The sequence below is a fragment of the Yonghaparkia sp. Root332 genome (assembly GCF_001425665.1).
In the GTDB taxonomy this organism is placed as follows: domain Bacteria; phylum Actinomycetota; class Actinomycetes; order Actinomycetales; family Microbacteriaceae; genus Microcella.
Map to the genome: position 1 here is coordinate 900126 of NZ_LMCX01000002.1, position 22429 is coordinate 922554.

A 22429-nucleotide genomic window follows, 5' to 3' on the forward strand; every position below is an offset into this window, starting at 1 on the left:
CGGGGAGGGCAATGGAGCGCGCGGGGGCGGACGCCGGCCCGCGGGAGCGCTGCGGCATGAAAAAAGGGGCCGATCTCTCGATCGGCCCCGGAGGGACTTGTGGTGCGGGCCCGGCCCTAGCGGCCCTGGTCGCCGTCCTGTCGACGTTCCCACCGCTCGTTGATCGTGTCCATGAACGACGAGCGTGAGCGCTTCGGAGCGGACGCGCGCGGTGCTGAGCCCGCGGGCTGCGCACTCGCCGCGGCCTTGCCGGGCGTGAGGACCAGGAGCACCCCGCCGAGCATCAGCGCGAAGCCGATGACGCCGACGATCGGGAGCTGCACGATCACGCCCGCGACGAGAGTGGCGACTCCGGCGATCGCGAGCAGGGAGCCCAGGACGATCTGCGTGTAGTTCGGTCGACCGCGACGACCCGAGACGGTCGCCACGAAGTCGGCGTCGTTCTGGTAGAGGCTGCGCTCCATCTCTTCGAGGAGGCGCTGCTCCTGCTCCGACAGCGGCATGTGTGGACCCCTTGGTGCGAATACGGGTTGGGAGGCTCCCACCGTCTCCCCATTCTAGGCTCGCGCCGCTGGATAGGCTAGGCGAGTGCCTGAGAGATTGCGGTTAGTCGACCTGGTCAACGCCCGACTCGACGCGTTCCTGGTCGATCGCTCGACCCACCTCGCGACGATCGCGGACGAGCTGGACGTCTTCATCGACGCGTCCCGAGACCTCCTGCGGGGCGGCAAGAGGTTCCGCGCGCTCTTCGCCTACTGGGGGTGGCACGCCGTCGCCGGCACCGTCAGGCCCGACGACCCCCTGGCCGAGATGGACGACCACGCCGAGCTCGACGCCGTCATCGCCCTCGCCGCCGCACTGGAGATCTTCCACGCCGCGGCTCTCGTCCACGACGACATCATGGACAACTCCGACACTCGGCGGGGCATGCCGTCGATGCACCGTCGATTCGAGACCGACCACGCGCGCCGCGAGTGGGTCGGGTCGGCCGCCTCGTACGGCACCTCCTCCGCGCTCATGCTCGGCGATCTCCTGCTCGGCTGGAGCGACGAGCTCCTCGCCGAGGGGCTGTCGATCGTCGCCGACCGCTCGGCGGCCCGCCGCGCGCGCCACGAGTTCCACGTCATGCGCACGGAGGTGACAATGGGCCAGTACCTCGACATCCTCGAGGAGGTGGCGTGGCGCGACGCTCCGGAGGAGGACCTCCTCCCCCGCGCCCACCGCGTGGTCACATACAAGTCGGCGAAGTACTCCATCGAGGCGCCGCTCGCGCTCGGCGGACTCATGGCCGGCGGCACGGCCGAGCAGGTCGACGCTCTGCGCGCCTTCGGCCTGCCGCTCGGCGTCGCCTTCCAGCTGCGCGACGACCTCCTCGGAGTCTTCGGCGATCCCGAGGTGACGGGCAAGCCCGCCGGCGACGACCTCCGCGAGGGCAAGCGCACCGTCCTCATCGCGCTCGCGCGCCGTGCTCTTCCCGCGTCCGCGGCGCGCCTCATCGACGAGCTGCTGGGCGACCCCGAGCTCTCGGAGCACCAGATCGCGACCCTGCAGGCCACGATCCGCGACAGCGGGGCCGTCGACACGGTCGAGACGATGATCGCGCGATCCGTGCGCGAGGCGACGGCCGCGATCGAGGATGCCCCGCTCAGCCGGGCGGCGCGCTCCGAGCTCGTCGGCCTGGCCGACCTCGTGACGCGCCGAGCGCACTGAGCCGCCGCCGCCCTCGAGCGGAGGGGGCCAGCTGAGCGGCGGGAGGCACGAGCCGCTCGGCTAGAACGCCATGGCCTGCGCGACCCGCCTGACCTCGGCCTTGCGCCCCCGCCGGAGGGCCTCGATGGGCGAGGTTCCGAGCATCTCGTCGACCGACAGCATCCACTCCATCGCCTCGTCGTCGCTGAACCCGTTGTCGGCGAGCAGGATGAGCGTCCCGCGCAGCTCGTGGAGGGGCTCGCCGTCGCGCAGGAACTCCTCCGGGACCACCAGGACCCTGTCGCGACGAACGGCGAGGAGTGCGTGATCCTCGAGGAGACGGTGGACGCGGCCGGGCGAGACGCCCAGCAGCTCGACGAGGTCGGGGACGGTCAGCCAGCGGCTGGAGTCTGCGGTCACGACTCCAGCGTGCCATGAACCGAGTCGCCGCGCCCGCGCATGGTCGTGTTTCCGGCGTGTTAACTGCAGCAACATCCTCCACAGTGGTTGACACCAGTGTTAATGTGTAACAGCGGACGGGGATCCGCGCGCGGCGCTGTCGCCGCACCGCATCACGAGGGGACGACCGATGATCGAGCTCGACCGCACCGGGGCGGCGTCAGCGACCGACGACGCCTCGATCGCCCGCGATCAGGAGGACGCGAGAGCCCGCGCTCGAGCCGTGTTCGGCGGCCTCGCTCCCCGCATCAACTCCGCACCGTCACCGACCGCCCCGGCCGCCGATCCGGTCGTGTCCCGCGCGGCCGCTCGAGCACGGAGCGCCGCGCTGTCGACGATGCCGCTCGTGCTCACCGGCGCTCTCACGCTCGGGCTCGGCCTGACCGGCCCCGTCGACGCCGCCCATGCGGCGCCTCGCAAGCCGCTCAGCCCGAAGCCGCAGCAGGCCGCCGGCCCGTCCACTCTCCGAGCGGCGCTGGCCCACGTCGGGGCCGCCATCACCCCGGGCGCCATGAGCACGGTGGCTCTCACCACGAGCGCCGCCCCCGCCGTGTACACGGTCGAAGCCGGCGACACGGTCTCCGCGATCGCCGCGCGATTCGGGCTCTCGACGGCCGGAATCCTCGCTCTGAACGGTCTCAGCTGGAAGTCGGTGATCTTCCCCGGCCAGGTCCTCACGCTCACGAGCGCGCCGACCAAGGGCGCCACCGTCTCCGCGCCCGTCTCACCCGGCGGCACCTACCAGGTCCGCAGCGGGGACACGGTCTCGGCGATCGCGGCACGATTCGGCGTGTCCACCAAGTCGATCCTCGACGCCAACGCCCTCGGCTGGTCGAGCATCATCTACCCGGGTCAGACCCTGCTGATCCCCGGCACATCGAGCGCTCCCGCTCCCGCGGCCGCACCCGCCATGGAGACCGTCTCGTCGGTCACGTCGATGCCGATCGCGCAGCGCCCCGTACTCCCCGGCGGACCGGCGCCCGCGCCCGCGCCCGAGACCGCGCCCGAGACCGCAGCGCCCGCGCCGGCGCAGCCGACCCCGACCGCACCGGTCCCCAGCGCGCCCGTGAGCGGGAGCATCCAGCCCCTCAACGCCGAGGGCCGCGTGCACGCCGCCACGATCATCCAGGTCGGCCGCTCGCTCGGCGTGCCCGACTACGGGATCGTCATCGCGCTCGCGACCGCCATGCAGGAGTCGTCGATGCGCAACCTCTCGTGGGGCGACCGCGACTCGGTCGGCCTCTTCCAGCAGCGGCCGAGCCAGGGCTGGGGCGAGCCCGAGCAGCTGCAGGACCCGGCCTACGCCGCGCGCCTGTTCTACGTCGGCAACGAGGGGCACACCCGCGGCCTGCTGGATGTCCGCGGCTGGCAGTCCATGACCGTCACGCAGGCCGCGCAGGCGGTGCAGATCTCGGCCTACCCCGACCACTACGCGAAGTGGGAGACCTCCGCCTGGGCCTGGCTCTACGAACTGACCTAGGCCGTGTGGCGCCCGGCTCGGACGAGGCTCGCGACCTAGACTGGGGAGGGTGAGCACCTCGACGACCGACCCCATGATCGGGCGGCTCATCGACGGTCGATACCACGTCCGCTCGCGCATCGCGCGCGGCGGGATGGCCACGGTCTACCTCGCGACCGACCAGCGGCTCGAGCGCCTCGTTGCGGTGAAGATCATGCACGGCCACCTCGCCGATGACAGCCAGTTCACGGCGCGATTCATCCAGGAGGCCCGGTCGGCCGCGCGGCTCGCGCACCCCAACGTCGTCAACGTCTTCGACCAGGGTCAGGACGCCGATTCGGCGTACCTCGTCATGGAGTACCTGCCCGGCATCACCCTGCGCGAGCTGCTGCAGGAGTACGGCGCGCTCACGCCGCAGCAGACGCTCGACATCGTCGAAGCGATCCTCTCCGGCCTCTCGGCCGCCCACAAGGCGGGCATCGTGCACCGCGACCTCAAGCCCGAGAACGTGCTGCTCGCCGACGACGGCCGCATCAAGATCGGCGACTTCGGTCTCGCGCGCGCCGCGTCGGCCGCGACCGCCGCCGGGGCGGCCCTCCTCGGCACGATCGCCTACCTCTCCCCCGAGCTCGTGACCCGCGGCGTGGCCGACACCCGCAGCGACATCTACGCGGTCGGCATCATGATGTTCGAGATGCTCACCGGCGAGCAGCCCTTCAAGGGCGAGCAGCCGATGCAGATCGCGTTCCAGCACGCCAACGACACCGTTCCCGCGCCGAGCGCGACGAACCCGAGCGTCCCCGCGGAGCTCGACGAGCTCGTGCTGTGGGCGACCGCCCGCGACCCCGAGCACCGCCCGGCGGATGCCCGCGCCCTCCTGGAGCAGGTCGTCGAGACGGCACGATCGCTCGAGACCTCGCTGTCGGCGACGGGCCCGCAGAAGACCATGGTCTTCACGACCCCGCTCGTGCCGCCGACGATCACCGCCGAGACCCAGGTCATCGGCTCGCTCGCGACGGTCGGGTCGACCGGAGCGACCGGGTCGACGACCGTCATCGGGAACTCGGCGACGGGCGAGCTCGCGCGCGCGACCGGCCGGCGGCGCAAGCGCGGCTGGATCGCCTTCGCCCTCGTGCTGCTCCTCGCCCTCGCCGCGGGCGGGGCGGGCTGGTGGTTCGGGGCCGGCCCCGGCGCCCAGGTGACGATCACGGATGTCCGAGGCCAGTCGCCCGAGGCGGCCGGCGCCGCCCTGCTCGAGCAGGGGCTCGTCGTCGGCGCGGAGCCCGCGACCGCCCACGACCTCGAGATCCCCGCGGGAGCGGTGCTCGGCACCGACCCGCCCGCCGGCGAGGTCGTTCCGCGCGACTCGACCGTGACTCTCGTGGTCTCCCTCGGTCCTGAGCCGACGACCGTCCCCGCCATCGCCGGGGTCCCCGAGGCCGATGCGCGCACGCTCCTCGACGGCGCGGGGCTCGTGGTCGCCGAGGACGCGATCCGGCAGGTCGACCCTGGCGTCGCCCAGGGCTCGGCGATCGGCGTCGTCTCGATCGGCGAGGACGGCACGGAGTCCGGGCTCCCCGAGGGCTCGGAGTCCCTCAAGGGCACCCCGGTGACCCTCGTCGTCTCCCTCGGCCCGCTCCCCGATGTCGTCGGCGTCGAGCCGGGGACGGCGAGCGCGGCGTTCGAGGCGCTCGGGCTCACGGCGACTGTCGGGGGCGACTCCGAGTTCAACAACGACATCGCCGAGGGCCTCGTCCTGCGCGCGGTGCCCTCCGCCGACGAACCCTTCCGCCCGGGCGACGCCTTCACGCTCATCGTCTCGCGCGGGCCCGACCTCGTCGACATCCCCGACGTCATCGACCTGACCATCAACGAGGCGCGCACCGCGCTCGAGGCGGCGGGCTTCGTGCCGGTCATCGACACCAACGTGCCCGAGTTCTTCTGGGACATCGCGACCGTCCAGCAGGTCGAGCCGTCGCAGGACGGTCAGGCGATCCGCAACAGCGAGATCGTCATCAGCGCGTTCTTCGACTGACCGCGCCGACGCATCGGCGAGAGGCGGGGACGACCACGCCGGCGGCTCAGGCGCGCTGCGCCTTGCTGAGCTCCTCGGCGACGAGGAACGCGAGCTCGAGCGACTGCATGTGGTTCAGTCGCGGGTCGCACAGCGACTCGTAGCGGGTGGCGAGCGTCGCCTCGTCGATCATCTCCGAGCCGCCGAGGCACTCGGTGACGTCGTCACCGGTGAGCTCGACGTGGATTCCTCCGGGGTGCGTTCCCGCCTCGCGGTGCGCCTCGAAGAATCCCGTGACCTCGTCGACGACGTCGTCGAAGCGCCGCGTCTTGTAGCCCGTGGGGGTCGTGAGCCCGTTGCCGTGCATGGGGTCGGTGACCCAGAGCGGGGTCGCGTCGACGGCCTTGATCGCCTCGAGCAGCGGCGGCAGGGCATCCCGGATCGTGCCGGCGCCCATGCGCGTGATGAAGGTCAGGCGACCCGGCTCGCGATCGGGGTCCAGGACGTCGATCAGGCGCTCCATGGTCTCGGGCGTCGTCGACGGGCCGAGCTTCACGCCGATGGGGTTGCGGATGCGGCGGAAGAAGTCGACGTGCGCGCCGTCGAGCTCGCGCGTGCGCTCGCCGATCCAGAGGAAGTGGGCGCTCGTGTTGTACGGGGTGCCCGTGCGCGAGTCGATGCGCGTCATGGGCCGCTCGTAGTCCATGAGGAGGCCCTCGTGGCTCGAGTAGAACTCGACGCGCTTGAGCTCGTCGAAGTCGGCGCCGGCGGCCTCCATGAAGCGGATGGCGCGGTCGATCTCGCTCGCGAGGCCCTCGTAGCGCTGGTTGGCGGGGTTCGAGGCGAAGCCCTTGTTCCAGCTGTGCACCATACGGAGGTCGGCGAAGCCACCCTGCGTGAAGGCGCGGATGAGGTTCAGCGTGGACGCGCTCGTGTGGTACCCCTTCACGAGGCGCGCGGGGTCGGCCTGGCGCGACTCGGGCGTGAAGTCGTAGCCGTTCACGATGTCGCCGCGGTAGGCGGGCAGCGTGACGTCGCCGCGGGTCTCGGTGTCGCTCGAGCGGGGCTTGGCGAACTGGCCGGCCATGCGACCCATCTTGATGACGGGCATCGAGGCGCCGTAGGTGAGCACGACGGCCATCTGCAGGATGGTCTTCACGCGATTGCGGATCTGGTCGGCCGTCGCGCCCGCGAAGGTCTCAGCGCAGTCGCCGCCCTGCAGGAGGAAGGCGTCGCCGCGCGCGGCGCGCGCGAGGCGCTCGCGGAGCTGGTCGACCTCGCCGGCGAACACGAGCGGAGGCATCGACGCGATCTCGGCCGACGCGGCGGCGACCGCGGCAGGGTCGGGCCAGGCGGGCTGCTGCTTGATCGGGAGGGTGCGCCAGTGATCGAGCCCCGCGATGACGGCGGGATCGGCGGAGATGACGGGCTCGGTCGCATCGACCACGGTGGAACATCCTTCACAGCGACAGGAATCAGGGCAGAGGGCGGCTCCCTTGCCGCTGGGACGAGCCTAGCCGAGCGCGGAGGCTCCTCAGCGCGCGGCGACGGCCCCGAGAAGGCCTCAGGGCTGGCGCTGCGAGCGGCGGAGGGCCGGGTCAGCGCACGTGCGCCGGCCGCTTGTCCTTCACGGTCGTCGCGTAGACGTCGTGGTACTCCTGTCCGCTGAGGCGGTTGAGCTCGTACATGATCTCGTCGGTGATGGAGCGGAGCACGAAGCGGTCGGACTCGAGGCCCGCGAAGCGCGAGAAGTCGAGCGGCTCGCCGAAGACGACTCCCGGCCGCATGACCTTGGGGATCCGCACGCCGATCGGCATGACCTTCTCGGTGTCGATCATCGCGACGGGCACGACCGTCGCGCCCGACTCCAGGATCATGCGGGCGACGCCGGTCCGGCCGCGGTACATCACGCCGTCGGGGCTGCGGGTGCCCTCCGGGTAGATGCCGAGCGCGAAGCCCTCGGAGAGCACCCGAAGACCGGTGTTGAGCGAGGCCTCGCTGGCCTTGCCTCCCGATCGGTCGATCGGCAGCTGGCCGCTCGCCTCGAAGAAGACGCGCGTGAGCCAGCCTTTGATGCCCGTGCCCGTGAAGTAGTCGCTCTTGGCGAGGAAGACCACGCGACGGTCGAGCACCAGAGGCAGGAAGATCGAGTCGACGAACGAGAGGTGGTTGCTGGCGAGGATGACCGGGCCCGTGCGCGGGACGTTCTCGACGCCGCGCACCCACGGTCGGAACACCGTCAGCAGAATGGGCCCGATGACGAGGTTCTTCATCAGCCAGTAGAACATCGTCGTCCCTCCCCCGTACCGGTCGTATCCGACAACCCTAGCTCGCGGTCGCGGCGCCGATGCCCGCCGCGTGGATCCGCGCGAGGTCGGCCGCGCCGACGACGCCGGCGTCGTTGACGAGCTGCGCGGTGACGAAGACCGGCTCCGGGTGGTAGCCGCGGGCGGGGAGGTGGGCCAGGTACGCCTCGCGCACCGGGTCGAGGAGCAGGTCGCCCGCGATCGAGACTCCCCCGCCGAAGACGAACATCTCGGGGTCGAGCACGGCCGACAGGCTCGCGCACGCCTGACCGAGCCAGCGCCCCAGCTGCGAGAGGGCGTGGAGGGCGCCCGGATCGCCCTCGGTGATGAGGGCGGCGAGGATGCTCCCATCGAGCGCACCGTTCTGCGCGCGCGCATCGGCGAGGGCCAGGCCGATGCCCCCGGCATCGGCGATCTCGTTGGCCATCCGCAGCAGCGCCCGGCCGGAGCCGTACTGCTCGATGCAGCCACGCGCACCGCACCCGCAGGGCAGGCCGTCCGGCACGACGCGCAGGTGGCCGAGCTCGCCCGCCGTGCCGAAGCCGCCGCGGAGGAGCCGGTCGCCCGTGACGATGGCACCGCCGACGCCCGTGCCGATGGTGAGCATCGTCATGTCCCGCACGTCGCGCGCCGCGCCGAATCGGAACTCGGCCCACCCGGCGGCGTTCGCGTCGTTGTCGATCGTGACGTCGATGCCGAGACGGTCGCGGAGGCGATCGCGGAAGGGCTCGTTGCGCCAGTTGATGTTCGGCGCGTAGTAGACCGTCGACTGCGCGGAGTCGATGAAACCGGCGGCGGCGACGCCCGCGGCGATGACCTGCTGGCCCGCGCTCAGGCGCTGCACCATCTCCACGACGACGTCGACGATCGCATGCGGGTCGCCCGCGGGCGTCGGATGACGGTCCTCCGCGAGGATCCTTCCGTCATCGCCGACAAGAGCGCCCGCGATTTTCGTTCCACCGATGTCGATTCCCACAGCATGCACGAGGAGAGAGTCTAGTGAGCCTCGAGTCCCGTCCCCGGCCGCGATGCGCGGGCTAGAGTGGTCGCACTGTACCCACCCGTTGACGGTGCCAAAGGAGTCCCCGTGCAAGAATTCGTCGTCCCGGCCGTCGTGTCGCCCGATCCCGGCGCGAACGCGAGCGACCTGCTCGTCGACCGCGTCGCCGTCGATCCCGACGCGCCGCTCTTCTCGCTCCCGACCGCGGACGGCGGCTGGAGCGACGTCACGGCAGGCGAGTTCCACTCCCAGGTCGTCGCGCTCGCCAAGGGCCTCATGGCCGCCGGCGTTCAGGCCGGCGACAAGATCGGCTTCATGTGCAAGACGCGCTACGAGTGGACCCTCGTGGACTTCGCGACGTGGTTCGCCGGTGCCGTGCTCGTGCCGATCTACGAGACGAGCTCGCCGAGCCAGATCCAGTACATCCTGGAGGACTCGGGGGCGCGCGAGCTCATCGTCGAGACTGCGGAGCACTTCTCGCGCTACGACGAGGTCGCGGGAGATCTGCCCCACGTGGGCCGCGTCTGGCAGATGCACCTCGGCGACCTCGAGAAGCTCGCCGCCGACCCAGGGTCGGTCACCGACGAGCAGCTGGAGGAGCGCCGGCGCATCGCGAAGGGCACCGACCTGGCGACGCTCATCTACACCTCGGGCTCGACCGGCACCCCCAAGGGCTGCATCCTCACCCACTCCAACTTCGTCGAGACCTGCCGCAACGCGGCGGTCGCCATGAAGGAGGTCGTGGCACCCGGCTCCTCCACCCTTCTCTTCATCACGACGGCGCACATCTTCGCGCGCTTCATCTCGATCCTGGCCGTGCACGCCGGCGCGAAGGTGGGCCACCAGGCCGACACCAAGCAGCTGCTCGCCGCGCTCGGCTCGTTCAGGCCCTCCTTCCTCCTCGCGGTGCCGCGCGTGTTCGAGAAGGTCTACAACTCGGCCGAGCAGAAGGCGGAGGCCGGCGGCAAGGGCAAGATCTTCCGTCGGGCCGCCGACGTCGCTGTCGCGCACTCGAAGGCGCTCGACGCCGGCCACGTGCCGCTGGGGCTCAAGGTGCAGTTCGCCGTCTTCGACAGGCTCGTCTACTCGAAGCTCAAGACCGCGATGGGCGGGCGGGTGCAGTACGCCGTCTCCGGCTCCGCGCCGCTCGGCCCCCGCCTCGGCCACTTCTTCCGCAGCCTCGGCATCCGGATCCTCGAGGGCTACGGCCTGACCGAGACCACCGCCCCGGCGACCGTGAACCTCGTGAACAAGTTCAAGATCGGCACGACGGGGCCGGCGCTGCCGGGCGTCGGGGTCCGCATCGAGGACGACGGGGAGATCCTCGTCAAGGGCGTCAACGTCTTCGGCGGCTACTGGAACAAGCCCGAGGCGACCGCCGAGGTCATGGACGGCGAGTGGTTCCGGACGGGCGACATCGGCTCGCTCGATGCCGACGGCTACCTGACGATCACCGGCCGCAAGAAGGAGATCCTCGTCACGGCCGGCGGCAAGAACGTGGCCCCCGCCGCGCTCGAGGACCCGATCCGCGCCAACCCGATCGTCGGCCAGGTCGTCGTCGTCGGCGACCAGAAGCCGTTCGTCTCCGCGCTCGTGACGCTCGACCCGGAGATGCTCCCGGTGTGGCTCAACAACAACGGCGAGGACGCCACGATGCCCCTCACCGACGCGGTCAAGCACCCCAAGGTGCTCGCGGAGGTCCAGCGCTCGATCGACGCGGCCAACAGCCGCGTGTCGCGCGCGGAGTCGATCCGGAAGTTCACGGTCCTCCCCGTCGAGTTCACGGAGACCAGCGGCCATCTGACGCCCAAGATGAGCATCAAGCGCAACGTCATCGTCGCCGACTTCGCGAGCACGATCGAGGCGATGTACTCCGGCGCTCCGGCGACGCAGGGAATCTCGCTGCAGCAGTAGCAGCCGCGCGACTCGCGGGGCGTCGGACGCGGTCCGGCGCCCCGTCCGCGTTCTACGAGCGGCCGAACCACTCCGCCTGGCGGATCGCTCGCATGGCCTCGCGCTTGATCTCCGGAGCCAGGCCCTCGACGTAGAGCCGCCCGTCGAGATGATCGGTCTCGTGCTGCAGGGCCTGGGCGAGCAGCCCCTCCCCCGCGAGCTCGATCGGAGCGCCGTCGCCGTCGAGGCCGGTAACCCGCGCCCACGGGTGGCGGAGACGCGGGAAGCCGAACCCGGGCACCGAGAGGCAGCCCTCCTCGACGGGCTCCGGCTCACCGCGCACCTCGGCGAGGACGGGGTTGACGATGTAGCTCACCTCGCCGTCGATGTTGAGGCTGAACACCCGCAGGCCGACGCCGATCTGATTCGCCGCGACGCCCGCGCGGCCGGGAACCCGCACGGTGTCGAGGAGGTCGTCGACGAGCAATCGGAGAGAGGCGTCGAACCGGACGACCTCGTCGGCGCGCGATCGGAGCACCGGATCTCCGAAGAGTCGGATGGGACGGACGGTCATCGGACGGCGCTCACGACTCCCGGTCGGGCATGCCGTCGATGACGATCGCGGCGAGCTCTCGGGCCGACTGGCGGGTGAGCGGCCGCAGGTCGTTCCAGTGGATGACCGACCCCGCCGCGAGCTGCTCATCGTAGGGGATGCGGACGATCTGCCGCACGCGGGAGGCGAAGTGGGCCTCGATCTCCTCGAGCTTCACGAGGTTCGTGCCCTGCGTGGCGGTGTTGATCGCGACGACGGCGTTGCGGACCAGCTCGCCGTACCCGTTCGCCTCGAGCCAGGTGAGCGTCTCGGAGGCCAGTCGCGCCTCATCGACGCTGCCGCCCGACACGATGACGATCGAGTCGGCGCGCTGCAGGGTCGCGCGCATGACGGAGTGCACGATGCCCGTGCCGCAGTCGGTGAGCACGATCGAGTAGTAGCGCGCGGCGAGGTCGGCGACCACGTTGTAGTCGTTCTCATCGAACGCCTCCGAGAGCATCGGGTCGGTGTCGGAGGCGAGGATGTCCAAGCGGGTCGTATCGCGCGAGACGAGCTTCGTGAAGTCGGTGAAGCCCTGGATGCTCGCGGCCCGGTTGACGACGTCGCGCACGGTCGCGCGCGTCTGCTTGGTCACCCGCTCGGCGAGGGTTCCGCGGTCGGGATTGGCGTCGATCGCGATGATGCGGTCCTCTCGGACCGTGGCGAGCGCCATCCCGAGCAGGGTCGTGATGGTCGTCTTGCCGACGCCGCCCTTGCGGGTGAGCACGGGGACGAAGCGGGCTCCGCCCTCGAGCACGGCGTCGATGCGCGCATCGAGCTCCTTGCGGGCGCGGACGCGGGCGGAGTCGCCGAGATTCACGCGCGTGAGGGTGGCGCGGTAGACGAAGCGCTGCCACGCGCCCTCCGGGGCCGAACGGGGCCCGCGCCGCGGGTCGATGAGGCGATCGGCGGTGAGCATCGCGGCGGACTCGGGGCCGACATCCGCCCCCGCCATGCGCTCGCGGCGGGAGTAGTCGGCGATCGCGACCGAGCCCGTGTCCGCCGGGCTCGCCGGCGTCGTCACGGCGACGATGGCGGGCTCGGAGAGCGAGATCGACGTCGTCCCGCTCTCGAGAACCTCGATGACGGAGGGGTCGATTCCGGTGCCGACGAGGGCGACGGCGGTCTCCTCCTCCGGCGCCTCGTGCACCGGGGCGGGAAGCGCGACCTCGATCGTCAGGCTCTCGGGGAGCGCGGTCGCGAGGTCGTCCCCGCCGGCCGGCTCGAGGCCCTCGGCCACGGAGCGGGCGCGCCCGTGCACGATCTCGCTCTCATCGCCGGAGGCGCGGTCGGTCACCATTCACGAACCCTTCGTCGTTCTCGTGGACGGCCCAGTCTATCGCCCGAGCTGCCCGGGTCCCGCGAAGGAGTGAATCGTGCTCAGTCGATGACGACGAGAAGGTCGCCCGCCTCCACCTGCTGCGTGGCGGGGATCGCGAGCCGGCGCACCGTGCCCGAGACCGGGCTCGTGATCGCCGCCTCCATCTTCATGGCCTCGATCGTCGCGACGGGGGCCCCCGCCTCCACCGCGTCGCCCTCCGCGATCTTGAGCGTGACGACTCCCATGAAGGGCGCGGCGATCTGACCGGGATGCGCGGGATCGGCCTTCTCCGCCTGCACGGTGTCCACCGCGATGCCCCGATCGCGGATCGTGACCGGGCGCATCTGCCCGTTGAGGGTCGCCATGACGCTGCGCATGCCCTTCTCGTCGGGCTCGCCGATCGCCTCGAGGCTCACGAACAGGCTCACGCCGCGCTCGATCTCGATGATGTGCTCGACGCCGGGCTTGAGGCCGTAGAGGTAGTCGGGCGTGCTCAGCACGGAGAGGTCGCCGAACTGCTCGCGCACCTGCAGGAACTGCTGGGTGGGCTGCGGGAAGAGGAGCTGATTGAGCATGAGACGACGCTCATCGGTCGAGCCGTCGAGCTTGGCCTGCTGGTCCTCGGTGAGCGGCGTCGTGCCGATCTTGACCGTTCGACCGGCGAGCACCTTCGAGCGGAAGGGCTCGGGCCAGCCGCCGGGCAGGTCGCCCAGCTCGCCCGCCATGAACCCGATGACCGAGTCGGGGATGTCGTACTTCTCGGGGTTCGCCTCGAAGTCGGCCGGGTCGGCGCCGGCCGCGGCCATCTGCAGGGCGAGGTCGCCCACGACCTTGGAGGACGGCGTGACCTTCGTGGGGCGGCCGAGGATGCGGTTGGCCGCGGCGTACCAGTCCTCGATGAGCTCGAAGCGGTCGCCGAGCCCGAGCGCGATCGCCTGCTGGCGGAGGTTCGAGAGCTGCCCGCCCGGGATCTCGTGGTGGTACACGCGCCCCGTCGGGCCGGAGAGACCCGACTCGAACGGCGCGTAGACCCGCCGCACGGCCTCCCAGTACGGCTCGAGGTCGCTCACCGCCTGCAGGCTCAGCCCGGTGTCGCGCTCGGTGTGGGCGAGGGCGGCGACGAGCGCGGAGAACGGAGGCTGCGAGGTCGTGCCGGCCATGGGCGCGCTCGCCACGTCGACCGCGTCGACGCCCGCGCGCGACGCGGCCAGGAGCGTCGCGAGCTGACCGCCCGCCGTGTCGTGCGTGTGGAGGTGCACCGGCTGGTCGAAGCGCTCGCGCATTGCGGCGACGAGCTTCTCGGCGGCGCCCGCGCGCAGCAGGCCCGCCATGTCCTTGATCGCGATGATGTGAGCGCCGGCGTCGACGACCTGCTCCGCGAGACGCAGGTAGTAGTCGAGCGTGTAGAGGTCCTCCGCCGGATCGAGCAGGTCGCCGGAGTAGCAGAGCGCGACCTCGGCGACGGTCGAGCCCGTCGCGAGCACGGCCTCGATCGCGGGCCGCATCTGGTCGACGTCGTTGAGCGCGTCGAAGATCCGGAACACGTCGATCCCCGTCTCGGCCGCCTCCCGCACGAACGCCTCGGTCACCTCCGTGGGGTACGGGGTGTAGCCGACCGTGTTACGGCCGCGCAGCAGCATCTGGATGGCGATGTTCGGCAGGGCCTCCCGCATCGCCGCGAGGCGCTGCCACGGGTCCTCGCCGAGGAAGCGCAGCGCGACGTCGTAGGTCGCCCCGCCCCAGGCCTCGACGCTCAGGAGCCCGGGCGTCATCCGGGCCACGTGCGGCATGACCTCGACGAGGTCCTTCGTGCGGACGCGCGTCGCGAGCAGCGACTGGTGCGCGTCGCGGAACGTCGTGTCGGTCACCGCGAGCGCGGTCTGCCCGCGCAGGGCGCGGGCGAAGCCCACCGGGCCGAGCTCGAGCAGGCGCTGGCGCGAGCCCGCCGGTGCGGAGGCGTCGAGGTCGATCTCCGGCAGCTTCGTCGCGGGATCGATCGCCGTCGCGCCGGCGCCGTTGGGCTGGTTGACCGTGATATCGGCGAGCCAGTTCAGGACCTTCGTGCCGCGGTCCTTGGAGATGTTGGCGCGCACGAGCTCCGGACGCTCGTCGATGAACGACGTGCTCAGATCGCCCGCCTGGAACTGCGGGTCGTCGAGGACGGCCTGGAGGAACGGGATGTTCGTGGTCACGCCGCGGATGCGGAACTCGGCGAGACCGCGACGGGCGCGCGCGACCGCGGCGCCGAAGTCGCGACCGCGGCAGGTCATCTTCGCGAGCATCGAGTCGAAGTGGGGCGAGATCTGAGCGCCCGAGGCGATCGTGCCGCCGTCGAGGCGCACTCCGGCGCCGCCGGGCGAGCGGTAGGTCGTGATCTTGCCGGTGTCGGGGCGGAAGCCGCTCGCCGGGTCCTCCGTCGTGATGCGGCACTGCAGCGCCGCGCCGCGCAGGTGGATGTGCTCCTGCGTCAGGCCCAGCTCGGCGAGCGACTGGCCGTAGGCGATCCGCATCTGGGACTGCACGAGGTCGACGTCGGTGACCTCCTCGGTCACGGTGTGCTCCACCTGGATGCGCGGGTTCATCTCGATGAAGACGTGCTGGCCCGTGCGCTCCCCCGCCGTGTCGAGGAGGAACTCGACCGTGCCGGCGTTGACGTAGCCGATGGACCTCGCGAAGGCGACGGCGTCGCGGTACATCGCCTGGCGGACATCCTCGTCGAGGTTCGGAGCCGGGGCGATCTCGACGACCTTCTGGTGTCGGCGCTGCACCGAGCAGTCGCGCTCGAACAGGTGCACGGTCTCGCCGTGCGAGTCGGCGAGGATCTGCACCTCGATGTGGCGCGGGCGCACGACGGCCTGCTCGACGAACATCGTCGCGTCGCCGAACGCGCTGTCCGCCTCGCGCATGGCGGCCTCGAGGGCCGCGCGCAGGTCCTCCCGCTTCTCCACCCGGCGCATCCCCCGCCCGCCGCCGCCGGCGACGGCCTTGGCGAAGACGGGGAAGCCGATCTCGTCGGCCGCGGCGACGAGCACCTCGATGTCGGTCGTCGCGGGGCTCGACTTCAGGACGGGCACTCCCGCGGCGATCGCGTGCTCCTTCGCTGTGACCTTGTTGCCGGCCATCTCGAGGACGGCGCGCGGCGGGCCGATGAAGGCGATTCCCGCGTCGGCGGCGGCCTGGGCCAGATCGGGGTTCTCGCTGAGGAAGCCGTAGCCGGGGTAGATCGCGTCGGCCCCGCTCTCCTTGGCGACGCGGATGATCTCGGCGACGTCCAGGTAGGCGCGCACGGGGTGCCCGGGCTCGCCGATCTGGTAGGCCTCGTCCGCCTTGAGGCGGTGCATCGAATTGCGATCCTCGTACGGGAAGACCGCGACGGTGCGCGCCCCCAGTTCGTACGCGGCTCGGAAGGCGCGGATCGCGATCTCCCCGCGATTGGCAACAAGGATCTTCCGGAACATCGATTCCTCTCAGGGTGACCCGAACGGGCGATGAGGAGGCCCGCGATGGATCGTGGTGGCATACCGAGGTCGGCGCGTGGGCGCGCACTTCAAGACTAGTGAAGGTAGGGTCGTTGATCGTGCACGTACTGAGCATCAGCTCCCTCAAGGGAGGCGTGGGGAAGACCACGGTGACGCTCGGGCTGGCATCCGCGGCCTTCTCGCGCGGTTTGCGAACGCTCGTCGTCGACCTGGACCCGCAGTCCGACGCCTCCACCGGAATGGACATCTCCGTCGCCGGGCGGCTCAACGTCGCCGACGTCCTGGCCTCCCCGAAGGAGAAGACCGTCCGTCAGGCGATCGCCCCCTCCGGCTGGACGAAGGGGCGCACCGGCACGGTCGACGTGCTCATCGGCAGCCCCAGCGCGATCAATTTCGACGGGCCGCACCCGAGCATCCGCGAGATCTGGAAGCTCGAGGAGGCCCTCGCGCACGTCGAGAACGACTACGACCTCGTGCTCATCGACTGCGCCCCGTCACTCAACGCGCTCACCCGTACCGCCTGGGCAGCGAGCGACCGCGTCGTCGTGGTCACCGAGCCCGGCCTGTTCTCGGTCGCAGCCGCCGACCGAGCGCTGCGCGCCATCGAGGAGATCCGCCGCGGCCTCTCGCCCCGCCTGCAGCCGCTCGGCATCATCGTCAACCGTGCGCGCGTGCAGTCGCTCGAGCACCAGTTCCGCATCAAGGAGCTCCGCGACATGTTCGGCCCGCTCGTGCTCGCCCCCCAGCTGCCGGAGCGCACCTCGCTCCAGCAGGCGCAGGGCGCGGCGAAGCCGCTGCACATCTGGCCGGGCGAGAGCGCCCAGGAGATGGCCCGGAACTTCGACCAGCTGCTCGAGCGCGTCATGCGCACCGCGCGCATGGGCGAGTACGCACAGCGCTAGATCCGCACTTCCCCGGCGGGACGACCGTCCGGACGGACGTCCCGCCGTCGAGGTCGCGCCGTGAGGCGCCGCGCGTGCGAGACGGGATGCCCGGGGCCGGGCCCGCGGGTCAGCTCGCGCGCGTGGCGCGGCGCTGGGCGAGCTCGTCGGCGGGGTCGGCGGCGGCTGTCGAGTCGAGGTCGACGAGCGAGCTCTCGACCTCGCGGAGGACCTTGCCGACGGCGATGCCGAAGACGCCCTGCCCGCGGCTGACGAGGTCGATGACCTCGTCGTCGGAGGTGCAGAGGTAGACGCTCGCGCCGTCGCTCATGAGAGTGGTCTGGGCGAGGTCGTTGACGCCGGCCTCACGGAGCTGGTTGACCGCGGTGCGGATCTGCTGGAGCGAGATGCCGGTGTCGAGCAGCCGCTTGACGAGCTTGAGCACGAGGATGTCGCGGAAGCCGTAGAGCCGCTGCGTGCCGGAGCCGGCGGCGCCGCGCACCGTGGGCTCGACGAGCTGCGTGCGCGCCCAGTAGTCGAGCTGCCGGTAGGAGATCCCGGCGGCGCGGGCGGCGACGGCGCCGCGGTAGCCGGCCTGGTCGTCGAGCTCGGGGAGGCCGTCGGTGAAGAGCAGGCCGAGGTCGTACCGTTCGTCGCGGCGGCTGACGTCGCTCATGGCCTCTACCTAACCTTCATCGTTAACGTGATACTTCGCATCACGTCATCCAGACTAGCGAGCCACCCGACCCCCGCCGCAGACATTCGCACCGTCGGCGCGGCGTGTCGGGCCCGACTACGACTGTAGCCTGCCGAGCGCCGATCTGATCAGGCTCGAGCGCACGATCTCGAGCTGCCCGGCGATCTCGAGGGCCAGCTCGGCCGCCCGCGCGCGGGAGGACGGATCGTTCCGTCGGGACACCGGGATGAGGGCGCTCTCGATGAGCCCGAGCTCGCGCTCGGCGGCCGCCCGGAACCCGCGGAGATGGCGCGGCTCGATGCCCGAGCGCTGCAGCTCCACGAGCGAGCGCAGCACCTGCAGGGCCTCCTCGCCGTACGTCTCGCCGGGGGCGATGAGTGATGCGCTGACCGCGTCGCCGAGGAGTGCCGTAGTCGCACCGGCCTCCCGCACGAGCTCGTCGCGGCTGTACCGGCGCTCGGTGGCGAGCATCGACGGGGCGGGGACGGCGCCGCCGAGCGGGAGGCTGGGCGTGCGCCCGGCGTCGAGCTCGTCGAGATAGCCGCGGATCACCTTGAGCGGGAGGTAGTGATCGCGCTGCATCGTCAGGACGAAGCGCAGACGGTCGACATCGGAGGGAGAGAACTTGCGGTAGCCCGACTCGGTGCGCGACGGGGAGATGAGCTGGCGCTCCTCCAGGAAGCGCAGCTTCGAGGGCGTCAGGTCGGGGAACTCCGGGCTGAGCTTGGCGAGCACCTGCCCGATGCTCAGCAGGGATGCCGCAGGCGTCGCGGGGCGACGGGCTGCGGCGGCGGACCGCTCCGCCACTAGGCGACCGGGCGGCGGTCGGCGCGCGAGGCGTAGAAGGTGAGGCGGAACTTGCCGACCTGCACCTCCGAGCCGTCGACGAGCGCGGCGGTGCCGTCGATGCGCTCGCCGTTGAAGAAGAGGCCGTTGAGCGAGCCGAGGTCGCGCACCGTGAATGACGTGCCGTCGCGGTGGAACTCCGCGTGCTTGCGCGAGACGGTCACGTCGTCCAGGAAGATGTCGGCGTCGGGGTGCCGACCCGCGACCGTCACGTCGGCGTCGAGGAGGAAGCGGGCTCCGGTGTTCGGGCCGCGACGCACGATGAGCAGAGCGGAGCCGGACGGCAGGGCCGCGATCGCCTCCTGCTCCTCGACGGTGACCCCGGCCTCCATGGCGGCGAGCTGCGCGACGAAGTCCGGACCGTAGTGGACCGTCGTCTCGGACGAGTTGTACGCCGGCGCGGCGCTGCTCTGCTCGTCCCCCGCGGGGCGGGCAGACACGTTCTCAGCCATCAGTGGACCTCCTCAGATCACTCAGCGTATCCGATGCCGGCACGGGGGCTCCGGGTCGATTCCCCACGAGCTCGAGGGTCTGACGCAGGTAGAGAGCGCCCGCCCACCAGTAGAGGAAGGCACCCCAGAGGGCGAACGCCCAGCCGATCGGGTCGGATACGACGCGGGCGTCGGGGAACGCCTGCCCGAGCACGAGGATGGGCAGCGCGTAGAACAGCGCGAAGGTCGCGAGCTTGCCCAGGTGATGCACGGGAAGCGGACCGTAGCGATGCTGCGCGAGGACGACGCCGAGGACCACGAGCATGACGTCGCGGCCGACGATGACGACGACGAGCCACCACGGCACGACCTCGCGCACGGCGAGGGCGACGACCGCGGCGAAGATGAACAGGCGATCCGCGGCCGGGTCGAGCAGCTGCCCGAGGCGCGTGATCTGGCTGAAGCGACGGGCGATGATGCCGTCGACGTAGTCGGAGACGCTCGAGAACACGATCACGAGCAGAGCGGCGACGTCCTGGCCCGTCAGGACCAGCAGGAGGAAGACGGGCACGAGCGCGAGGCGGATGGCGCTCAGCAGGTTAGGGATGGTGAGGATGCGCGTGCTGACGGGCGGGCGGCTCGCCGGGGGCACTGCGTCGGCTTCGCTCACGCTGTCAGTGTAGTGAGGCACGGCGTGCCCGACAGCGCGGATGCCGCGGCCGCGGGTTATTCTGCCGCGCATGTCGTGCATCCGCTTCAACACCCCAGCCCAGCGCCGACAGCTCGCCGCGAGCGCCCCCGCGCGCGCGACCTCGCCCGACCCGGTCGCGCAGTTCCTCTCCCCCACCGTGACCGCATCGAAGATCGCCCGCATCCGCCGGCTCGCGAGCGACGCGAACCCGCGGATCCGCGAGAGCGCCGCGCTGTCGTACCACGCCCCTGATGAGGTCTACGCCGCCCTCGCGAAGGACCCGGTCGCGAGCGTGCGGGCGTGCGTGGCGAAGAACGAGCACACCCCGTGCGACATCCTCCGCGAGCTCGCCTCCGACCCCGACGAGACCGTCCGCGCGTGGGTCGCCATCAACTACTTCGTGCCCGCCGACGCCATGGAGCGCCTCGCGGAGGACGCGAGCGCCACCGTCCGCGGCCTCGTCGCGTGGAAGGCGCAGCTCGCCGACGAGCCCGCGCAGCCCGTCTCCGTCTAGTCGTTCGGCGCGAGGCTGCCCGCCGCCGCGACACGCGCTGGCAGCACGCGCGCGAGCCCCGCGATGATCTTGTACCGCAGGGTCGGGATCGACACCGCTCGGCCGCGGTCGATGTCGCGCAGCGCGAGCCGCACGAGGTCGCGCACGTCGAGCCAGAGCGCCCCGGGGACCCCCGTCGTGGCGACGCCCATGCGCTCGTGGAACTCGGTGCGCGTGAAGCCCGGCGCGACCGCCGTGACGCTCACGCCTCGGCCGCGGTACCGCAGGTTCGCCCAGCGCGCGAACGAGACGCCCCAGGCCTTCGCGGCGCCGTAGCTGCCGCGGGGGGTGAAGGCCGCGACGCTCGAGATCAGGACGATGCGGCCGTGGCCGCGGGAGAGCATCCCCTGCATCGCCGCGTGCGTGAGGCGCAGCGGCACACCCACGTGGAGGTCGAGGTGGCGCACCTCGTCGTCGAGCGGCGAGGAGGCGAAGTCGGTGACGAGCCCGTGCCCGGCGTTGTTGACCAGCAGGTCGACGGGATGCGCGTCGTCGCGGACGCGGCGCTCCACCGCGCCGACCCCGGCCTCGTCGAACAGATCGGCCGCGATCGTCTCGACGCCGACGCCGTGGCGCGAGCGCAGCTCGGCGGCGACCTGCTCGAGGCGGGAGGCCGTCCGGGCGACGAGCACCAGGTCGGTTCCGCGGGCGGCGAGCTGGCGGGCGAACTCGGCGCCGATGCCGGCCGTCGCGCCCGTGATGAGAGCCGTCGTCATAGAGCTACGGTAGCGGCGCCCAGCCGGACGGTCCGTTCGAGCCGGCGGGGTACTCCTCGAGCGGCACGCGGTCGGCGCGCCACGCCTCGAGCACGGGCTCGACGATGCGCCAGCACTCCTCGGCGATGTCCCCGCGGACGGTGAAGGCCGAGTCGCCCTCGAGCACGTCACCGAGCACCTCGCCGTACGCCGTGAGCTCGCCGGCCGCGAACTCCGCATCGAGGCTCACGCGGTCGAGATCGGAGGGGTCGCCGGCGCCGTTGATGTCGAGCTCGATCGAGAGCCGCTCGGGACTCAGCGCGACGATGATCGCCGGGGCTCCCGCCGCGGGCTCGAGCCCTCGGGGGAGGTGAGGCGCGGATCGCATGCTCGCCCGCACGTGCGTCGAGGGGTGGCCCAGCGCCTTGCCGCTGCGCAGCACGACCGGCACGCCCGCCCAGCGCGGCGTGGCGATGTCGAGCACGACCTCCGCGAGCGTCTCGGTCGCGCGCGCCGGGTCGACGCCCTCCTCCGCCGTGTAATCGGGAACGGCGTCGCCCTCGACCGCGCCCGCGGTGTACCGAGCGCGGCGGCTGGAGGCGACGGCGTCGCCGCCCCGGACGCTCGTCGCGCGCAGAACCTGCATCATCGCGCCGTGCAGGTCGTCGGCCTCGAGGCTCGAGGGCAGCTCCATCGCGGCGAGCGCGAGCACGAGGAGCAGGTGGCTCTGGATCATGTCGACGAGCGCCCCGGCCGTGTCGTAGTAGCCGGCCCTGCCCTCGAGCGCGAGCGACTCGTCGTAGACGATCTCGAGCCGGGCGATGCCCTCGCGGCTCCACACCGCCTCGATGACGCGATTGGCGGCCCGCAGGCCGATGAGGTTCGCGACCGTGGACTTGCCGAGGAAGTGGTCGACGCGGAAGACGCGGTCCTCCGGGAGGAGCTCGGCGAGCCGGGCGTTGAGGTGCGCGGCGCTCTCGCTGTCGACCCCGAAGGGCTTCTCGAGGACGAGGACCGCGCCGGCCGGCAGCTCGACCTCCGCGAGCGCCTCGACCGTCGCCAGCGCGATCGAGGGCGGGACGGCCAGGTACAGCAGCGGCGGGCGGGTCGCCGCGGCGAGCAGCGCGCGCAGGGCATCCGCGTCGGTCGCGTCGGTGCGCACGTACCGGGCCCGGTCGAGGATGCCCGGCAGCGCGTCGCCCGCGGAGTCCCCGAGCGTCGAGCGCAGGAGGTCGCGCCAGCGATCGTCGCTCCAGTCGCTGCTGCTCGCGCCGATGAGCTCGATTCCCCGCGCGCGCCCCGCGTCGAGGAGGCTCGCCAGGCCCGGGAGGAGGAGCCGTTCGGCGAGGTCGCCCGTCGCGCCGAGGATGATCAGAGAGCGGTCGCGGGAGGAAGGCATCCCTCCACGCTAGGCGCGACCGGG

Annotated in this window: 20 protein-coding genes; 6 read left to right on the plus strand and 14 right to left on the minus strand. The window is 71.6% G+C overall.

Features of this window, described 5'->3' with window-relative positions:
* Positions 1–116 precede the first annotated feature (116 nt).
* Positions 117–503 carry a DUF3040 domain-containing protein gene (locus ASC54_RS11920; RefSeq protein ID WP_055899226.1) on the minus strand — a complete coding sequence of 129 codons (387 nt, stop codon included), beginning with the start codon at positions 501–503 and terminating at the stop codon, positions 117–119.
* 85 nt (positions 504–588) lie between these two features.
* On the opposite strand from ASC54_RS11920, the gene ASC54_RS11925 reads away from it, so the two are divergent.
* Positions 589–1710 carry a polyprenyl synthetase family protein gene (locus ASC54_RS11925; protein WP_055861596.1) on the plus strand — a complete coding sequence of 374 codons (1122 nt, stop codon included), beginning with the start codon at positions 589–591 and terminating at the stop codon, positions 1708–1710.
* A 60-nt stretch (positions 1711–1770) separates the two neighbouring features.
* On the opposite strand, the gene ASC54_RS11930 is transcribed toward ASC54_RS11925, so the two are convergent.
* Complete coding sequence (locus ASC54_RS11930; RefSeq protein WP_055861600.1) at positions 1771–2109, minus strand: Rv2175c family DNA-binding protein; 339 nt, start codon at positions 2107–2109, stop codon at positions 1771–1773.
* Positions 2110–2278: 169 nt separating this feature from the next.
* Between ASC54_RS11930 and ASC54_RS11935 the strand changes: the two genes are divergently transcribed.
* Both ASC54_RS11935 and pknB read left to right on the plus strand, forming a co-directional pair.
* Positions 2279–3628: a LysM peptidoglycan-binding domain-containing protein gene (locus ASC54_RS11935; RefSeq protein WP_055899229.1), complete on the plus strand. Its 1350-nt coding sequence runs from the start codon at positions 2279–2281 to the stop codon at positions 3626–3628.
* Between the two features lie 49 nt (positions 3629–3677).
* On the plus strand, positions 3678–5642 hold the full coding sequence (gene pknB / locus ASC54_RS11940; RefSeq protein WP_055899232.1) for a Stk1 family PASTA domain-containing Ser/Thr kinase: 1965 nt from the start codon (positions 3678–3680) through the stop codon (positions 5640–5642).
* A gap of 46 nt (positions 5643–5688) precedes the next feature.
* On the opposite strand, the gene ASC54_RS11945 is transcribed toward pknB, so the two are convergent.
* The 3 genes from ASC54_RS11945 to ASC54_RS11955 all read right to left on the minus strand — a co-directional run bounded on the left by ASC54_RS11945 (position 5689) and on the right by ASC54_RS11955 (position 8912).
* On the minus strand, positions 5689–7068 hold the full coding sequence (locus ASC54_RS11945) for a class II 3-deoxy-7-phosphoheptulonate synthase (RefSeq protein WP_055861608.1): 1380 nt from the start codon (positions 7066–7068) through the stop codon (positions 5689–5691).
* 151 nt (positions 7069–7219) lie between these two features.
* Complete coding sequence (locus ASC54_RS11950) at positions 7220–7909, minus strand: 1-acyl-sn-glycerol-3-phosphate acyltransferase (protein WP_055861611.1); 690 nt, start codon at positions 7907–7909, stop codon at positions 7220–7222.
* A gap of 37 nt (positions 7910–7946) precedes the next feature.
* Positions 7947–8912, minus strand: coding sequence for an ROK family glucokinase (locus ASC54_RS11955; RefSeq protein WP_055861614.1), 966 nt, complete (start codon positions 8910–8912; stop codon positions 7947–7949).
* Positions 8913–9014: 102 nt separating this feature from the next.
* Here ASC54_RS11955 and ASC54_RS11960 point away from each other — a divergent pair, with 102 nt between their 5' ends.
* Complete coding sequence (locus ASC54_RS11960; RefSeq protein ID WP_055899235.1) at positions 9015–10841, plus strand: long-chain fatty acid--CoA ligase; 1827 nt, start codon at positions 9015–9017, stop codon at positions 10839–10841.
* 52 nt (positions 10842–10893) lie between these two features.
* Here the strand turns inward: ASC54_RS11960 and ASC54_RS11965 are convergent, their stop codons facing one another.
* From ASC54_RS11965 to ASC54_RS11975, 3 genes are all read right to left on the minus strand, one after another.
* Entirely contained in the window at positions 10894–11394 is a 501-nt protein-coding gene (locus ASC54_RS11965) for a peptide deformylase (RefSeq protein WP_055861621.1), read from the minus strand.
* Positions 11395–11404: 10 nt separating this feature from the next.
* Positions 11405–12712: a MinD/ParA family protein gene (locus ASC54_RS11970; RefSeq protein ID WP_082515073.1), complete on the minus strand. Its 1308-nt coding sequence runs from the start codon at positions 12710–12712 to the stop codon at positions 11405–11407.
* An 80-nt stretch (positions 12713–12792) separates the two neighbouring features.
* A complete protein-coding gene (locus ASC54_RS11975; protein WP_055899238.1) occupies positions 12793–16191 on the minus strand; it encodes a pyruvate carboxylase in 3399 nt (1132 codons plus the stop codon).
* A gap of 119 nt (positions 16192–16310) precedes the next feature.
* Here ASC54_RS11975 and ASC54_RS11980 point away from each other — a divergent pair, with 119 nt between their 5' ends.
* The gene (locus ASC54_RS11980) at positions 16311–17114 is read left to right on the plus strand and encodes a ParA family protein (protein WP_055899241.1); all 804 of its coding nucleotides are present in this window, start codon (positions 16311–16313) and stop codon (positions 17112–17114) included.
* A 109-nt stretch (positions 17115–17223) separates the two neighbouring features.
* Here ASC54_RS11980 and ASC54_RS11985 read toward each other — a convergent pair whose 3' ends face one another.
* The 4 genes from ASC54_RS11985 to ASC54_RS12000 form a co-directional block, all read right to left on the minus strand.
* Positions 17224–17769, minus strand: coding sequence for a MerR family transcriptional regulator (locus tag ASC54_RS11985; protein WP_055861631.1), 546 nt, complete (start codon positions 17767–17769; stop codon positions 17224–17226).
* A 117-nt stretch (positions 17770–17886) separates the two neighbouring features.
* Entirely contained in the window at positions 17887–18597 is a 711-nt protein-coding gene (locus ASC54_RS11990; RefSeq protein WP_055861634.1) for a MerR family transcriptional regulator, read from the minus strand.
* Positions 18597–19088, minus strand: coding sequence for an FHA domain-containing protein (locus ASC54_RS11995; protein WP_055861636.1), 492 nt, complete (start codon positions 19086–19088; stop codon positions 18597–18599). Before ASC54_RS11995 ends, ASC54_RS11990 begins: the two co-directional genes overlap by 1 nt.
* A complete protein-coding gene (locus tag ASC54_RS12000; RefSeq protein WP_235451467.1) occupies positions 19081–19737 on the minus strand; it encodes a CDP-alcohol phosphatidyltransferase family protein in 657 nt (218 codons plus the stop codon). The genes ASC54_RS11995 and ASC54_RS12000 overlap by 8 nt, the downstream gene beginning before the upstream one ends.
* A 70-nt stretch (positions 19738–19807) precedes the next feature.
* Here ASC54_RS12000 and ASC54_RS12005 point away from each other — a divergent pair, with 70 nt between their 5' ends.
* Positions 19808–20272 (plus strand): hypothetical protein, encoded by a 465-nt coding sequence (locus ASC54_RS12005; RefSeq protein WP_055861640.1) that lies wholly within the window; start codon positions 19808–19810, stop codon positions 20270–20272.
* Here the strand turns inward: ASC54_RS12005 and ASC54_RS12010 are convergent.
* Both ASC54_RS12010 and ASC54_RS12015 read right to left on the minus strand, forming a co-directional pair.
* Entirely contained in the window at positions 20269–21027 is a 759-nt protein-coding gene (locus ASC54_RS12010; protein ID WP_055899244.1) for an SDR family oxidoreductase, read from the minus strand. The two genes, ASC54_RS12005 and ASC54_RS12010, sit on opposite strands and share 4 nt — an antisense overlap.
* A gap of 4 nt (positions 21028–21031) precedes the next feature.
* Positions 21032–22405, minus strand: coding sequence for a glucose-6-phosphate dehydrogenase (locus tag ASC54_RS12015; RefSeq protein ID WP_055861646.1), 1374 nt, complete (start codon positions 22403–22405; stop codon positions 21032–21034).
* Positions 22406–22429: the final 24 nt, after the last annotated feature.

Coding starts and splice junctions, on each gene's coding strand:
- ASC54_RS11975 (WP_055899238.1), bottom strand. CDS start 16,191: ATGTTCCGGAAGATCCTTGTTGCCAATCGCGGGGAGATCGCGATCCGC.
- ASC54_RS11965 (WP_055861621.1), bottom strand. CDS start 11,394: ATGACCGTCCGTCCCATCCGACTCTTCGGAGATCCGGTGCTCCGATCG.
- ASC54_RS11950 (WP_055861611.1), bottom strand. CDS start 7,909: ATGTTCTACTGGCTGATGAAGAACCTCGTCATCGGGCCCATTCTGCTG.
- ASC54_RS11970 (WP_082515073.1), bottom strand. CDS start 12,712: ATGGTGACCGACCGCGCCTCCGGCGATGAGAGCGAGATCGTGCACGGG.
- ASC54_RS11995 (WP_055861636.1), bottom strand. CDS start 19,088: ATGGCTGAGAACGTGTCTGCCCGCCCCGCGGGGGACGAGCAGAGCAGC.
- ASC54_RS12010 (WP_055899244.1), bottom strand. CDS start 21,027: ATGACGACGGCTCTCATCACGGGCGCGACGGCCGGCATCGGCGCCGAG.
- ASC54_RS12005 (WP_055861640.1), top strand. CDS start 19,808: ATGTCGTGCATCCGCTTCAACACCCCAGCCCAGCGCCGACAGCTCGCC.
- ASC54_RS11985 (WP_055861631.1), bottom strand. CDS start 17,769: ATGAGCGACGTCAGCCGCCGCGACGAACGGTACGACCTCGGCCTGCTC.
- ASC54_RS12015 (WP_055861646.1), bottom strand. CDS start 22,405: ATGCCTTCCTCCCGCGACCGCTCTCTGATCATCCTCGGCGCGACGGGC.
- ASC54_RS11920 (WP_055899226.1), bottom strand. CDS start 503: ATGCCGCTGTCGGAGCAGGAGCAGCGCCTCCTCGAAGAGATGGAGCGC.
- ASC54_RS11935 (WP_055899229.1), top strand. CDS start 2,279: ATGATCGAGCTCGACCGCACCGGGGCGGCGTCAGCGACCGACGACGCC.